The 14,801-nt window shown below is 39.7% G+C and carries 14 protein-coding genes; 2 read left to right on the top strand and 12 right to left on the bottom strand.

The window, feature by feature from the left end; all coding sequences use genetic code 11:
* Positions 1–151: 151 nt before the first annotated feature.
* The 11 genes from LBQ60_04350 to LBQ60_04300 all read right to left on the bottom strand — a co-directional run bounded on the left by LBQ60_04350 (position 152) and on the right by LBQ60_04300 (position 10,400).
* Positions 152–2,425 carry an NADP-dependent malic enzyme gene (locus tag LBQ60_04350; GenBank protein ID MDR2037133.1) on the bottom strand — a complete coding sequence of 758 codons (2,274 nt, stop codon included), beginning with the start codon at positions 2,423–2,425 and terminating at the stop codon, positions 152–154.
* Positions 2,426–2,427: 2 nt separating this feature from the next.
* Positions 2,428–2,997, bottom strand: coding sequence for a putative glycolipid-binding domain-containing protein (locus LBQ60_04345; GenBank protein ID MDR2037132.1), 570 nt, complete (start codon positions 2,995–2,997; stop codon positions 2,428–2,430).
* A 10-nt stretch (positions 2,998–3,007) separates the two neighbouring features.
* Entirely contained in the window at positions 3,008–3,232 is a 225-nt protein-coding gene (locus LBQ60_04340; protein MDR2037131.1) for a twin-arginine translocase TatA/TatE family subunit, read from the bottom strand.
* Between the two features lie 129 nt (positions 3,233–3,361).
* Positions 3,362–3,520: a hypothetical protein gene (locus LBQ60_04335; protein ID MDR2037130.1), complete on the bottom strand. Its 159-nt coding sequence runs from the start codon at positions 3,518–3,520 to the stop codon at positions 3,362–3,364.
* Between the two features lie 255 nt (positions 3,521–3,775).
* Positions 3,776–4,141: a hypothetical protein gene (locus LBQ60_04330; GenBank protein MDR2037129.1), complete on the bottom strand. Its 366-nt coding sequence runs from the start codon at positions 4,139–4,141 to the stop codon at positions 3,776–3,778.
* Between the two features lie 246 nt (positions 4,142–4,387).
* Positions 4,388–6,037, bottom strand: coding sequence for a C69 family dipeptidase (locus LBQ60_04325; GenBank protein MDR2037128.1), 1,650 nt, complete (start codon positions 6,035–6,037; stop codon positions 4,388–4,390).
* Positions 6,038–6,134: 97 nt separating this feature from the next.
* Positions 6,135–7,622 carry a TlpA family protein disulfide reductase gene (locus LBQ60_04320; GenBank protein ID MDR2037127.1) on the bottom strand — a complete coding sequence of 496 codons (1,488 nt, stop codon included), beginning with the start codon at positions 7,620–7,622 and terminating at the stop codon, positions 6,135–6,137.
* 55 nt (positions 7,623–7,677) lie between these two features.
* A complete protein-coding gene (locus tag LBQ60_04315) occupies positions 7,678–8,082 on the bottom strand; it encodes an IPExxxVDY family protein (GenBank protein ID MDR2037126.1) in 405 nt (134 codons plus the stop codon).
* 11 nt (positions 8,083–8,093) lie between these two features.
* On the bottom strand, positions 8,094–8,843 hold the full coding sequence (gene rnc / locus LBQ60_04310; GenBank protein MDR2037125.1) for a ribonuclease III: 750 nt from the start codon (positions 8,841–8,843) through the stop codon (positions 8,094–8,096).
* A 37-nt stretch (positions 8,844–8,880) separates the two neighbouring features.
* Positions 8,881–10,134 carry a beta-ketoacyl-ACP synthase II gene (gene fabF / locus LBQ60_04305; GenBank protein MDR2037124.1) on the bottom strand — a complete coding sequence of 418 codons (1,254 nt, stop codon included), beginning with the start codon at positions 10,132–10,134 and terminating at the stop codon, positions 8,881–8,883.
* A 26-nt stretch (positions 10,135–10,160) separates the two neighbouring features.
* A complete protein-coding gene (locus LBQ60_04300; GenBank protein ID MDR2037123.1) occupies positions 10,161–10,400 on the bottom strand; it encodes an acyl carrier protein in 240 nt (79 codons plus the stop codon).
* Positions 10,401–10,635: 235 nt separating this feature from the next.
* Here LBQ60_04300 and LBQ60_04295 point away from each other — a divergent pair, with 235 nt between their 5' ends.
* Entirely contained in the window at positions 10,636–11,073 is a 438-nt protein-coding gene (locus tag LBQ60_04295; GenBank protein MDR2037122.1) for an Rrf2 family transcriptional regulator, read from the top strand.
* 150 nt (positions 11,074–11,223) lie between these two features.
* On the opposite strand, the gene LBQ60_04290 is transcribed toward LBQ60_04295, so the two are convergent.
* Positions 11,224–12,324: a glycoside hydrolase family 88 protein gene (locus LBQ60_04290; GenBank protein MDR2037121.1), complete on the bottom strand. Its 1,101-nt coding sequence runs from the start codon at positions 12,322–12,324 to the stop codon at positions 11,224–11,226.
* Between the two features lie 305 nt (positions 12,325–12,629).
* On the opposite strand from LBQ60_04290, the gene LBQ60_04285 reads away from it, so the two are divergent.
* Positions 12,630–14,801: TonB-dependent receptor (locus tag LBQ60_04285; GenBank protein MDR2037120.1), on the top strand; the 2,172-nt coding region annotated here is incomplete at its 3' end.

Below are 14,801 nucleotides of genomic sequence, written 5' to 3'. Positions count from 1 at the left end.
TCGATACGTTCACGGGCAGTGAGTTTGCCCTTCTTGTGCTGAGACTCGATGCGTTTCTCGCCACCGCCCAGTTTGGCCTTGGCTCTGAGCTCGATCAGTTCCTTAATTTTACTTTGTTGTGACATAATCTTATTGTATATATGTTGCTTTTTTAAAGAGATTCAATATTTTGTGCATCCAGTGTCGCAATGGTGGATATATTGACCAAATCGCGGACCGAAGCTTCCTCCGACATAACATGTACCGGTTTGGACAGACCCAATAAAACCGGTCCTATAGATTCCGATTCCCCAAGATTTTTAAGGAATTTGCTTAAGATATTACCTGCACTTAAACAGGGGAAAATGAATGTGTTGGCTCTTTTATCTTTCAGCTTATTGAACGGGAACTTATGAAACCGTTGCTTACCGTCTAATGCAATATCTGCCTGCATTTCTCCTTCTACCATTAGTTCCGGATATTCGTGATGGAGTATATTTACCGCATTATATACTTTCTTAGGACTACCCGTTGTGATGATACCAAAGTTTGAGAAAGACAACATGGCAATTTGTGGTTCTATATTTAATTTCTTTACAGCATCGGCTGTAAGTAAAGTTGTCTGGACAAGAGTATCTTCTGTCGGTTCCATGTTCACGGATACATCCGAAAAAAACATGGGGCCTCTTTTATCCAGGATGATCTGCATTCCTGCAACATGTCCCTGTGAATTATTGGTACCAATGATTTGTAATGCCGGCCTCAAAGCATCAATATAATTATTTGCATAGTGAAGGATGCAACCATCGGCATCTCCGGTTTCCAGCATCATCAGGGAAAAATATTCCCGTTGTTTCATCCTTTCGATGGCATCGTTCAGTGAAATCCCTTTGCGTTGCCTCTTTTCAAAGAAAACATGAGCATAATTTTCTCTTCGTTTTCTTTCTGATTCAGTCCACGGATCAACAACGCTTATTCCCTGCGTATTGATACTGTTTTCAGCCATTAAGCGGGTGATCTTATCTTTATTACCTACTAATATCGGATGGGCGATTCCCGTATATACAAGGTTTTGTGCTGCCTGTAAGACTTTTATATTGGTCCCGTCGGCGAATACGATTCTTTTGGGCGATGCCTGGGCTTTGCTTCGTAATGAACGTATTAAAGAACTGCTTTGGCCCATGCGTTCTTCCAACTGGAAAACATAGGTATCCCAATCTTCAATGATATGGCGGGCTACACCTGAATCAATGGCTGCCTTGGCTACGGCAGTGGATATCCTGGTAACAAGCCTCGGGTCCATAGGTTTGGGAATAAGGTATTCGCGGCCAAATGAAATGCTTTTTTTATTGTAGGCAGCAGCCACAGTATCGGGGACAGGTTCTTTAGCTATGGAGGCCAACGCATGTACAGCGGCAATCTTCATTTCTTCATTGATGCAGGTAGCCCGTACATCTAAAGCACCCCTGAATATGTAGGGAAATCCCAGTACATTATTGACCTGATTGGGATAATCGCTTCTTCCTGTGGCAAAAATGATATCGGTCCGCGATTCGATGGCCGCGTCATAAGAAATTTCAGGATTGGGGTTAGCTAAAGCAAAGACAATAGGATTTGCCGACATTGAACGAACCATATCCTGTGTGAGGATGTCAGCTGCCGATAAGCCCAAAAATACATCTGCATCACGTAATGCCTCTTCCAGCGTATGAAGATCCCGGTTTGTGGCAAATTCTTTTTTGCTTGCATTGAGGTCGGACCGTGAAAGGTTCAGCACGCCTTTACTGTCACACATAATAACGTTTTCACGTTTTACGCCTAACTGAAGGTATAGTTTGGTGCAGGCAATGGCAGAAGCTCCCGCTCCATTGACCACTACTTTTACTTCTTCAATTTTTTTGCCGGCAACATCCAGTGCATTGAGTAACGCCGCAGATGAAATAATGGCTGTTCCATGCTGGTCATCATGCATTACAGGTATTTGGAGTTCCTTTTTCAGGCGTTCTTCAATTTCAAAACATTCTGGAGCTTTGATATCTTCCAGGTTGATACCTCCAAAAGTAGGAGAGATCAACCTAACCGTTTCAATGAATTTATCTACATTGCTTGTGTCGATCTCAATATCAAAAACGTCTATATCGGCAAATATTTTAAAAAGTAATCCTTTGCCTTCCATAACGGGTTTTCCTGCTAAAGCACCGATGTTTCCAAGTCCTAAGACGGCTGTTCCATTTGAAATTACAGCGACAAGATTACCTTTTGCCGTATATTTGTATGCATCTTCTGCGTTTTTTTCAATTTCCAGGCATGGTTCGGCTACACCGGGAGAATAAGCTAATGAGAGATCGGATTGAGTATTGTGTGGTTTGGTGGGAATTACCTCTATTTTTCCGGGTCTTCCCTGTGCATGATATTTAAGTGCTTCTTTTTTTAAATAGTGGGCCATTTTTATTTCTTGTTAAAAATGATATGGTGCTTTCTCCGGAATTCTTCAGGATAATCGATAATTATTCCGGAATCGTCGACATGCAAATAAGCCTGATAGTTATTGTTCAGGTTTTCATATAAATACCGGAAGTGTCCAATCCGGGTATATCGTTGATGTACCAGTGAAATCCTCCGGTTCAGGATATCTATATACAACGCATTGATTTCCTTATCTGCAGCATTGTCTATTTTCAGCCTGTTTATCGGCAAAGAGTTAGTAAACGGGCTCAGGGAAATATCGATATCCATGCACCCTGAGTATTCATTCAACTGTTCCCCGTTGATCCTCCATTTTCCTTTACCGTCTGATATCATTGAAAACGGTTCATCATTACAAAGAAGGTTGTTGATCAGGAAAGACATGGTGATCCACTTGGGCGATAGTTTGATCTGGTATTCATATTCAAATACGTTACCTTCAGATTTCCCGAAAACCACAGAGTTGATCTCGAAGCCTTCAGGTACCGTATTGATCAAACAGTACTCCAACGATTCGTTTTTTTTACCTTCCCAAAGAATATTCTGATGCATCGATGAAAATCTATTTTTCCTCTTTGTCCTGATCAATGACTTCTTTTACATCTTTAATTTCCGAATCCATCTCGGCTTTCATATCCGAAGTGGCTTTTTTAAATTCCTTCATTCCCTGTCCCAGACCTTTCATTAGTTCGGGAATCTTTTTTCCGCCAAACAAAAGAAGTATGGCGACTATGATGATGACAACCTGCCATGGGCCGACCATTCCTAATAAAATATATAAATTCATTTTTTTGATCTATAAAAATGGTTTATCTTCGATCTTTGAAAAAAATACTGTCTCAGAATTAAGTCTTTGCCGGGAAAAACACATGTCGCGAGGTTTTTCCCGAGACAAAGACTCTCTAAGGTACAAGACCTAAAAGACGTTTTTTAAAAGATAATTCATGCCTATCACCACTATGGCCATTACTGCACAGAAAATCAGCATTACTTTAAGATAACTGGTGTTTTTGCCTTGTTCAGCATTGTTTTCATTTACATTGCTGTTGCTTTCAATATTATTATTCGTTTTCATATGATAAAGTATTTAATGATGACTGAATATTCATTACTTATAGCATAAACTATTGTATATGAGAATAGTCAAGATAAATTTTATAGGTGAAATTTATTGAACTGCCGGAATGAGGGTATCCGCTAAATATTGTCTATCGTTTTGGGGTCCGGACGGCCCTTAACAAAACATGAGAAATCCATTATTTACCGCTGAAACGATATACGTTCCCCGATAAGAAAAGAATTGGTTTTACTTTACGGATTTTCCGAAAAATCAAATTCGAAGAATACGAATAAATAAGTAGGTAGGTATAGCAATCAAACGGAAAGATGGTTGTTCCGTTGAAAATTGTAGTAGATCAGATAAAGGTTTACTTGTATTTAATGATATGCTTCCGAAGCATAAAAGGGAAACCATGACACTCCTGTGATTACCTAATTCACTTTTTACAGAAGGGATCTGGCAATACCTTGTCAGTATCAGGTTATCCAATAAAGAGACGGTTGCCGGATGGTTATCGGAAATTTCATTGAAATCATCAGCCAGCAGTTGTGCTGTGACAGAGTAGGTCAATAGCAAAAACAACATCACCAGTGACATTGCCTGCTTTTTTAACGAATATGTGTGACCTGCCCTCATGACTGATTAATTTACAAAAATCATGCAATGATAGGATATAAAAATGTAGTGGCAAAATTTTTCATATCTTTTTTTTGTATGCCTTATTTAATCTGGTTTTGTGAAATTTATTCTGGTATTTACAGCATATCGGATACGTCTCAGCAGAGATAAGTTATTGATCACTGCTGAAGCTTTCATGGTACTTTTTGAATAAACGAGCCGAAAGAAATACAAATAGATTGATTTTCCATATTCTGGAATAATTTATTCCAGTACCCTCAGTTTATCACCGGTATCTTCAACAATTTTTTTACGCCACCATTCCGGATAACCGCTCTGAGTAGGGGATGTTACTGTAGTATTATATTTATTGGGAACAAATTTCCCATCTTTTTCCTTTTTTATGTTCCCGTCAATATATTTTACCAATATATGCTGGCTTAATTTTTTCCATTGCTGAAAAGTTGATTCTGCCTGTTTGTTGGAATAATCTGTAAGATATTCACGTGCCTTCTTGGGGCTTTTTTTATACAGCGCTAAAGCATCCTGGTCTATTCGGGTTATATCTTTCAAATAGCCATCTTCTATCTCATGCATGACACGGCAAACATCTTCACTCATGACATCGTAACGTAGGTAGGTGAAATTGGCTACCTGGTTGAATATCCAGAAAGCAGCCGTTTCAGAATATTCAAGCATACTACCGTTTCCCACGGCAAATGTGTGGGGTATTTTGGTCATGCTACTATACATAGGAGTCAATACTGATGTTGCTGCATCGTCTACGCCAAACCAGAAAATACCGCCAATTATGTCAGGTAACCAGGAGCGAGCCTGACCGACAAACCAAAAACCTGTTTGCTGTGTTGCCGTAACACGTTCATTGCAATACTCCTTATCGTCAACTTTCCAGGTAAGCGGACGAAGGCGATAGGGGAGACCGTGAGGACCGGCGCCAATATCTTTGCGCATATCCAATTCCGTACCTTCCAGATGATCGCGCATGCCGTTCATGACATCTTTCGGTGATAATTTACGATTGGGTTTGATCCAGAGCGGCATTCTATTTTTTAAGTTTTCGCCTTTGGCATAATCGAAATAACGATACATATCAGGATCATAATCCTTGTAGAAGGACCATACCCGTATTTCGCAGAACCGTGCTCCTCCAAAATCAAGCGGATTATAGGTGTCGGAGAAACTGAAATCGTCGTCGTTCCCGTTAAACCATCCTTTTTCGCGAGCAAAACTGATCACATCTTTTGCATACAAACAATTGTCAGGATCATTTTTGGGGAAAGTCGTGATGCGTGCCTGGTTAGCATGGGAGCAGATATAACCATCGGGGATGCGTAGAGCTACCCAAAGGGCGCCTTTTCCTCCAGGTCCTTTACCAACCATTTCCATGATCCATGCTTCATTTTTGTCTGCAATACTGAAAGATTCCCCTCCACTGTAAAAACCATATTTCTCTACCAGGGAGATCATGGTTTCTACTGCCTCACGGGCGCTTCTGGAACGTTGGAGGGCCAGATAAATAAGGCTTCCGTAATCAATGATCCCTGTTGAATCCTCTAATTCCGGACGTCCTCCGAAAGTAGTTTCGGCAATGATTACCTGGTGTTCATTCATGTTTCCAATGACCGAATAAGTTTCCGGGGCTTCGGGTATTTCGCCAAGCGGTTTCCCGCTGTCCCAGTCTACAATTTTCCGCATAGTGCCGGCTTTGTGCTTTGCTGCCGGATAATGATATAACTCCCCGTAAAGAGTATGGGAATCGGCAGAATAAGAAACCATTACGGAACCGTCAGTAGAAGCGCCTTTGGTAATGATAAAATTGGTACATGCTTTATTATCCGACATATTGACCATCGTGATCAGGAAAACGATAGCTGAGGAAATCATTTTTTTCATAGGGGTATCAAATTAAGATTCGGACCAAAGGTAGCCATCGGTCATTATTGCAATTTTAAATATCATTTTAGAAACACAAAATGATATTTGTTAGGAGTTATTCAATCAGGGTATCCTGTTTCAATAATAGGTCAATCTTTTTTTCGATCCTTTCTGATCTTACATGAAGACCGTGGTCTACGATAACTCCTTTTTTATTTACCAATATTCCATAAGGAAATCCAATAGGACTAAAAGTCTTTGCAAGGAATCTGAATTCAGTGTCGGAACAGAAATGATGATGTTCCTTTGTCAGTTCATTCTTTTGTAATAATTTTCCCCACTCCTGCTCGTTTCCGCCAGCACAAATAAATGAAAAAGAAACATCCTGATTATTGTATTTTGTAATAAGATACTTATAGTTTGATAATTCTGAGTGGCATGGTGGGCACCATGTTGCACTGATATTGATTACCTGTACTTTTCCGTAATTGGGAGTAATTGTTTGGGTCATTATATTTTCAGATGAAGAAGATGGCCCGGTGAAGTCTGACGGCTCGTTTACAATTCCCGAAGATATCGCCTCCGGATGCTCCATCGAACGCCATGTCTGCTGATATTCATGCATTAAACGTTCATGCAGGTATTTATTTTCAATATGGGTATACACTTCTTCGAAGCTTTTCAAATCTTTTGTTTGAAGAAAATCACTGGCAATACAGCTAAGCGAGAACTCCTTTATGGTATCATTATATGCCATATCCGATACCCATTCTGCCAGATGCATTATAGCGCTTTCAGGTAATTTTTTTAAAAACGCTATCTGCAAGTATCCTGAATTAATGAATCTGAAATGGGAATTAGAGTATAATCCGTATCCAAAATATTTGGTAGCATGCGTGTTTAATTCATTCATGAATATATCAGGAGGAGTGGTATTTATTTGTCTGAACGACCTCATTTTGACAATATGGGAAAGTTCTGTATAATAGTCCAGTTCTATCATTGCCTTAGTCAGGAAGATAACTTCCGGCTGTACCTGATGATTCCTTAAGAATGAATCACGTTTGCTCAGGTATAACACTCTTGTTTCATCCAGTTTTTCCCTGATCTCTTCCATGGAGCAGTTTATGAGGCATTCTGTTCCTATTGAATATCCCCGGTAAAATATTTCATCGAAATATTGGTAGAAATCACGGTTAATGTTGGCAGAATTATTTCCGGAAAATTGTATGTCGGTTAAATTGTTAAAGTCGATTTCTATATGCAGGCTATCTCCGGGGATCAAATATAGAAAATTGATGTATGTTTCCATACTAATATCCTGTGCCTGTGCTAAATCGAACTTAAAATAAAAACTTCCGTCATCAAGTATGGGTGAAACAATTTGGTAAGTCCTGTTTTTACCTGATATATAAGGAATTTTTATTTTTATCTCTTTGGTATTCGGATAGGTATTCCTGTTATGGATAACTCCTGTGATTTGGGTTGATTTAGAAGATTGTTCCTGAGTGAACATTTCTATATCCTGTTCTTTTTTGCCGGATTCAGCAGGATTACATTGGTTCAGGAAAAATAAGCATAGTATGAAATAGATTTGCTTCATCTTTTGTTATATGGATGGAGCACAAAGCTAGTAAAATAGAAATGAAAAGTTAATCTTAAACCAGCCTTTGTAGAATTTTTTTATCTATTTGTATGGGAAATACGGCAGATATAAGAGGGACTTTTTTTAAAGCGTGTAACCAATCGGAAAGTTCCTGTTCGGGAAGTTCCCCTTCAAATTTTAAAAGAAAATCGAAATTTTTATATTTATCCAATAGAAATCCGTTATCACAACGGTTAGAGATGATGGTCAAACTATATTTTTCATCCACATGGACAAAGCGGGTAAATTTTTCACCGGTGCCAACCGTAAAATCCTCACCTTGTGTGAATTTTAGGTCCAGTTGTTTATTCAGGCTCCAGGATAAGCGGTAATCGTTTTCATGAGAAGATATGCCAATGAGCGTGAACATAAACACGTCCTGGGGTATATCCAATTTCATGATGTTTTTTTTGGCCATAAGTCGACTGGTTATGGTTCGCTGATTCGTTCCAGGTACATAGACAGGGCATCTGTAGAAAATTCGGTAGAGGTGGAAATATAGGTCAATGTGTTTTTGGAAGCTTCCTGTTCCGCTTCTTTTTTAGAATGACCTTTTCCCATGGCAATAGGGACACCACCAATGGTGACCTGTACGGAGAAACCCGGACTGGAATTTGTTTCCAGATATTCTTCGGTTGCTTCAAAACCGATCTGTAATTTATATTTCTGCCCCCATTCTATCAGCCGGCTCTTAAAATCAGTTTCGGTATGTAGCAGATGATCCAGATCGACATAATATTTAAGGACATATCCGATAAAGTACTTTTTTGTTTTCGGATATCCCTTATCCAGATACATGGCACCGATGAGCGCTTCGAAAGCATCGCCGCAAATACGCTTCTTTATAGTTTCTTTTTTTGCATTGGCGATCAGTACTTTCACCAGTCCCATTTTTGCAGCAATTGAATCAAGATGGGTACGGTTCACAATTTTCGAACGCATCTGGGTCAAAAAACCTTCCCGTTCCTTGGGAAAATGACGGAAAAGATAATCCGCAATGATGGAATCAATAACAGCATCACCTAAATACTCCAGTCGTTCATTATTGACAATCGTACCATCATTCAGCGTGATAGATGCCGAACGGTGTAAAAAGGCGAGTTCATATAACTGAATGTTTCCCGGCCTGATATTTAGTTGTCTTCTCAAAAATGAATAAAACTCCTTATCTTTTACCATAAGGAGTTTTAATAAACTTATCATATTTGTAATTAGACTATTGTTCCACTTTTTTTAATATTACTGAGGTATTGTGCCCACCAAATCCGAAAGTATTACTCAAAGCATAGTTGACATTTCTTTCCTGTGCTTTATTAAAAGTCAGGTTCAACCTGCTGTCTATTTCCGGATCGTCAGTAAAGTGGTTAATGGTTGGAGGTATGATGCTATGATTCATAGCTAGAATTGAAGCGATTGCTTCTATACCTCCGGCAGCACCCAACAAGTGCCCGGTCATTGACTTTGTGGCACTGATATTGAGTTTGTAGGCATGTTCCCCAAAAAGACGAACGATTGCTTTGGTTTCGGAAGGGTCACCGACCGGGGTTGAAGTCCCATGTACATTGATATAATCAATGGCATCGGGTTTTAAACCGGCGTCTTCCAAGGCAGCCCTCATGGCTCTGAATGCTCCGTCTCCTTCGGGATGTGATGCTGTTAAATGGTAGGCATCTGCAGACATTCCACCGCCAACAACTTCCGCATAGATATGTGCACCCCTTTTTACGGCATGCTCATATTCTTCAATAATCAATCCGCCACCACCTTCGCCTATTACAAAACCATCCCGGTCTTTATCGAACGGACGGGATGCCGTTTTATAATGATCGTTATTGGTAGACAAAGCCTGCATAGCATTGAATCCGCCAACTCCGGTTTCATTGATGGCAGCTTCGGATCCTCCTGCAACAAATACATCTGCTTTTCCCAGCCGGATATAATTAAATGCGTCTATGATAGAATTTGACGATGATGCACAAGCTGACACTGTCGCATAATTCGGTCCTTTCAACCCAAATTTTATGGATATTTGCCCTGCGGCAATATCCGAAATCATTTTGGGAATAAAGAACGGATTAAAACGAGGTGTGCCATCTCCACTATAAAAGTTTCTCAATTCTTCAGCAAATGTTGCAATACCTCCGATTCCGGATGCCCATATCACACCTACTCTCTCCAGATCTGTATTTTCCAGATCCAATTTGGAGTTTTCAATGGCTTCAGTTGCCGCAACAATAGCAAACTGAGTATACAGGTCGTACTTTTTTATTTCTTTTCTGTCGAAAAATGCTGAAGGATCAAAATTCTTTACTTCGCAAGCAAATCTGGTTTTAAATTTAGACGCATCAAAACGTGTAATCCAATCGGAACCACTTACTCCATTAACAAGACCATTCCAATATTCCGAAACACTATTGCCAATTGGGGTAAGAGCTCCGATACCGGTTACTACTGCTCGTTTTAACTGCATAAGTAACTAACTTAAAACTAAATTGCTTATTTCTTTACGTTTTCTTCGATGTATTTAATTGCTGCACCTACTGTAGCAATGCTTTCAGCTTGATCGTCGGGTATTCCGATGTTGAATTCCTTTTCGAACTCCATGATCAGTTCAACTGTGTCAAGAGAATCTGCGCCCAAGTCATTAGTGAAACTAGCTTCAGGTGTTACTTCATTTTCATCAACTCCTAACTTGTCAACGATTATAGCTTTTACTCTTGATGCAATATCAGACATATGATTAAATATTAAATTAATAAATAATGGTTAACATAAAAATTTAAACTGCAAAGAAATACAATTATATCATATCTTCAAACTAAAAACCACATTTTGTTGAAAAAAAAACATGCATCAGGATAACACTTAATTTATACGTTGTTTATTTTCAATTGAATAAAATGGAGTTTATTTTCTAATCTTTGTTGTTCACAGATTTTGTGTACATTTGACAAGAATTGATAAAACCGATATGATACTTTCACGAAAAACAAATTATTCTATACTGGCACTTACGCGTTTAGTCATGGAAGGGAGGGATGGTGTTGTACAGATCAGCGAGATCGCAAAAAAAGAACAGATACCTCAACGCTATCTGGAAAATCTTTTCCTGGAGTTGCGGAAAGAAGGAATAGTGGGTAGTCGTCTGGGAAAAAACGGAGGATATTTCCTATCCCGTAATCCGGCCGAGATATCTTTACTGGAAATCATACAATTATTTGAAGGGCAGGTGGGGTTGTTGTCCTGTGTGTCAGAGAAATCGTACCGGCCCTGTGGATTTTGCCGGGATGAAGAAACATGCCGGACAAAAATGGTTTTTAGGGAAATACGCGATTTTACCATTCACCGGTTGAAAAATGCTACACTGGATATGTTAGTTGGGGATGACCATAAGGCATTGGAAAATTAATAAGATTGTTTTTTTATGAACTGTTGGAAAGCAAAACAGGATTTCCACCCAGTAATTTACTGTGATCATACAAAAAGCAGCAGAATATCTGCTGCTTTTTAATATATTAATCCTGTTCTTTAGATATCTTATTCGTAAAAATACGACAGGTTATCGTTTTAATTTAATTACTTCGCTGCCGGCAAGCAGGAAAGCTCCTGTTCCGTAGACTTCCCAACTGTCCGCATTGAAGTTCTTTCTTGGGTCGGCACCAATCGGTTGTACCCATCCGACGCGCCCTTCTTCATTGACACAGCCATTAAGTGCGATCCAGGCTTTTTCCACTACCGGCAGGTATGTTTTTTTATCCAGTAATTTATTGTTGATACCCCAGGCCAATGCATAGCAAAAGAAACCGGAACCACTTACTTCTCCTCCCGGATATGAATCGGGATCCAGTAAACTGGCCCGCCAAAGACCGTCAGCCTGCTGGACGGATGCAATTTTTCCAGCCATTTCCTTGAATAGGTTCTCATAGAACGGACGTTCCGGATAATCGGCAGGTAATTCTTTTAATATGCGGACCAGGCCACCCATTACCCAGCCGTTCCCACGGGACCAGAATATCTTTTTCCCATTCGCTTCCCAGCGGTCTTTACCGTCATTCTTGATCACATAATTCAAATCCCGGGCAAAGAGCTTTTCTTCTTTGTTATATAACAACTCATAACACTCTTTATAATATTCATCGTTTTTCTTGAAATATTCCTCGTTACCGGTGGTCACACCTAATTTAATAAGTACGGGAGGTCCCATGAATAATGCATCGCACCACCACCATTTGATCACTTCAATCCGTTTTACAGGATAAGGATTGGCAATAAATTTTGCTATGGTATCAATCGTCGGTTGTAGCATCTCCTGGCGCTTTTCTTTACGGTATAGATCAATATAGGTCTGACAGATGGCAACGTCATCGGCATGATACCAACGCCTGTATGGGGTCCAGTTAACTTTGTTACCCATATCCATCATAGCGTTGTAAATATCTTTCGATTTAGTCGTTTCCCAGGCAGCGTATACTCCGGCATAAAAAGCACCGTTGGTCCAGTCGCGGGGTTCATGTTTGGGATGTTTCAACTGCCAGTCGGCAGTCTTAACCATGATTTCTTTGATGTACTTTTTGTTGAATAGCTTTTTGGTATCCGTGATTTGTGCACCAACGGAAAACAACAAGCCAAACATAAATAAGGAAAGAATGATTTTTTTCATGTAGGATTTTTTTTTAATAAATGATACATTATTTGGCGGACAACCATATCAGGCGATCCGCTCAAAGATAGTTTTTTTATTTTACCAAAACCAGGATCGTTATTTAATAATCAATACCATTTTGAAATTCAACGCTAAAAAAGGATATTTAAGGAAAAATAAACTTTTAGCTACCCCATATTGAACATTTTTGTTTATTTTGCATTATAATATATAATGGAGCCAATCGTTCGGTACGAAAAATATTTTTCGTATTTTTATTAAACTTTTTATGCCATCACGGGAGTGATAATCGTGCCAATTCAATGAAAGGGAAATTCTTTTTTTCTTTTTTTCTTTTATTTCCGGTTGTTCTTACAGCGCAAATCAAAAGTAGCTATCCTGTACAGAAGGATATTACAGGCGTGGTGTGGGAAGTATCCACAAATGACACCATTGGCGCTTCCATACCTTTAGCTACCGTACAACTGCTAAATTTCAAAGATAGTTCGCTTGTGAAAGGAATTGCTGCCGACCTGGACGGAAAATTCGTGTTTCAAACTGTTCCGCAGAATAACTATCTTCTTGCTGTATCATTCGTCGGTTACAATACCAGGTATATTTATGTTCCCGACAGCCTATTCAGATTACCCAAAGAAATCAACCTGGGAAAGATACTCTTGAAAGAGCAGTCTTTCATGCTTTCTGAGGCTGTCATACTGGGGCAGGCTCCTGAGGTCGTCGTGAAGGAAGATACCCTGGAGTATAATCCTGTTGCTTTTAAGATGGAAGATGGCGCAGTGGTGGAAGATTTACTGAAACGTATGCCGGGAATGGAAGTCGATCCTGATGGTAACGTTACATCGGCCGGGAAGGAGATAAAACGGATATTTGTGAATGGGAAAGAGTTTTTTGGAAATGATCCCAAAATGGCTACCAAGAACCTGACCATAGATGTGATCGAGAAGGTACAGGTTATAGAAAAGAAATCGGATATGGCCATCCTGACAGGTGTGGATGACGGAGAGACGGAAACCATTATTAACCTGACAATCAAAGAAAGCCGGAATAAGGGGTGGATGGGTAATATTTCCGCCGGTATGGGAGCATTGGTAGATAACCGGAACAATGAGGAACCTCGATACAATACAAGGACAATGGTCAACCGGTTTGTAGGCGATAATCAGACCTCCATTGTGATCAATGCCAATAATCTTGGGCGTGGAGGAAATGGGATTGCTAAAACCAATTCTTTTGGGATAAACACTTCCAACAAATTAAATGATCAGTTGAAATTCAATGGGAATGTCCGGTATAATTATAACGAAAATCTATTGAAGCAGCATAGTTTCCGGACAAATTTATTGATAGATAGTGTATCTTATCGTAAAAATAGTTCCAGAAACCAAAATTATACGCATAATCTGACCTTCAATGGGAAACTGGAGTACCAACCGGACAGTTTACTCACAGTAGTTTTTTCTCCCCGTATCTCCTACAATCACGCTGTAACGAACAATCTAACCAATCAGTCTACGATGGCAGGCAATGCCGACTCTACTCTCGTCAATCAAAGTGAAGGAAGTACAAGGAGAGAGACAGACGGGCTGACGTTGGGAGGAGAACTGACGGTAACCCGTCTTTTCTCTAAAAAAGGCCGGCGATTGAGCCTGAGACTGAATGGAAACCTGAACCACAATCAGGGCGACGGTTCCAACCTTTCCACCAGTTTGTTTTTTTTACAACAAAACAGGAATAAATATTTAGACCAGGAATCGGAAACCTCTTCCAAATCCAATTCATACAGTATCAGGGCCAGTTATGTAGAACCTCTCAGGGAGCATATGACGCTGCAGGTATATTATGATTTCCGGAAGAATGATACCAGGAATATCAAAAAAACATATGATTATGATTCGATAAATTATGTTCATTCCATCTTGAATCATGACTACAGCAAGAGTTTGTCCAATGCTTTTATCACCCAGACAATAGGAATCAACCTGAATGGCCAGCATGAAAAATATTATTATAATCTGGGGGTGAATATTATACCTTCGAATACCCAAAGTACCAATTTTATTAAAGAAGGCGCTTCCAACGGAAGCGATTCGACACTTAATAGAATACCTAAACGGAAAGTCGTAAATTATTCTCCGTTGCTCAACCTCACTTATCGTTTTAACCGGCAGACCAATCTCCGCTTCACATATCGCGGAAATACCACGCAGCCTAGTGTCACCCAACTGGATCCTACCCCCAATAATACCAATCCATTGAATCTTCGTACGGGGAATCCTGATCTATTGCCGTCTTTTACTAATTCCATGTCGTTGCGTCTCAATATGAATAATAGGGAGAAACAGCGTTCATTAACGGCATCCGTGGACTATTCCTTTACACGCAACCAGATCATTAATTTTACTTCATATGAAGAGGAAACAGGGATACAACATACCAAACCCATCAATGAAAACGGATCATGGAATACTTCGGGG

Source organism: Bacteroidales bacterium (assembly GCA_031275285.1).
Classification (GTDB): Bacteria; Bacteroidota; Bacteroidia; order Bacteroidales; family UBA4181; genus JAIRLS01.
The sequence above is the reverse complement of the archived record's forward strand: the minus strand, read 5'-3'. Positions and strand labels throughout refer to the sequence as shown.

Bases quoted from the DNA above. Each gene is read 5' to 3' on its own strand.
- LBQ60_04335 (MDR2037130.1), bottom strand. From the start codon at position 3,520: ATGAAAACGAATAATAATATTGAAAGCAACAGCAATGTAAATGAAAAC.
- LBQ60_04320 (MDR2037127.1), bottom strand. From the start codon at position 7,622: ATGAAGCAAATCTATTTCATACTATGCTTATTTTTCCTGAACCAATGT.
- LBQ60_04290 (MDR2037121.1), bottom strand. From the start codon at position 12,324: ATGAAAAAAATCATTCTTTCCTTATTTATGTTTGGCTTGTTGTTTTCC.
- fabF (MDR2037124.1), bottom strand. From the start codon at position 10,134: ATGCAGTTAAAACGAGCAGTAGTAACCGGTATCGGAGCTCTTACCCCA.
- LBQ60_04350 (MDR2037133.1), bottom strand. From the start codon at position 2,425: ATGGCCCACTATTTAAAAAAAGAAGCACTTAAATATCATGCACAGGGA.
- LBQ60_04315 (MDR2037126.1), bottom strand. From the start codon at position 8,082: ATGGCCAAAAAAAACATCATGAAATTGGATATACCCCAGGACGTGTTT.
- LBQ60_04345 (MDR2037132.1), bottom strand. From the start codon at position 2,997: ATGCATCAGAATATTCTTTGGGAAGGTAAAAAAAACGAATCGTTGGAG.
- LBQ60_04340 (MDR2037131.1), bottom strand. From the start codon at position 3,232: ATGAATTTATATATTTTATTAGGAATGGTCGGCCCATGGCAGGTTGTC.
- LBQ60_04330 (MDR2037129.1), bottom strand. From the start codon at position 4,141: ATGAGGGCAGGTCACACATATTCGTTAAAAAAGCAGGCAATGTCACTG.
- LBQ60_04295 (MDR2037122.1), top strand. From the start codon at position 10,636: ATGATACTTTCACGAAAAACAAATTATTCTATACTGGCACTTACGCGT.
- LBQ60_04325 (MDR2037128.1), bottom strand. From the start codon at position 6,037: ATGAAAAAAATGATTTCCTCAGCTATCGTTTTCCTGATCACGATGGTC.
- rnc (MDR2037125.1), bottom strand. From the start codon at position 8,843: ATGGTAAAAGATAAGGAGTTTTATTCATTTTTGAGAAGACAACTAAAT.
- LBQ60_04300 (MDR2037123.1), bottom strand. From the start codon at position 10,400: ATGTCTGATATTGCATCAAGAGTAAAAGCTATAATCGTTGACAAGTTA.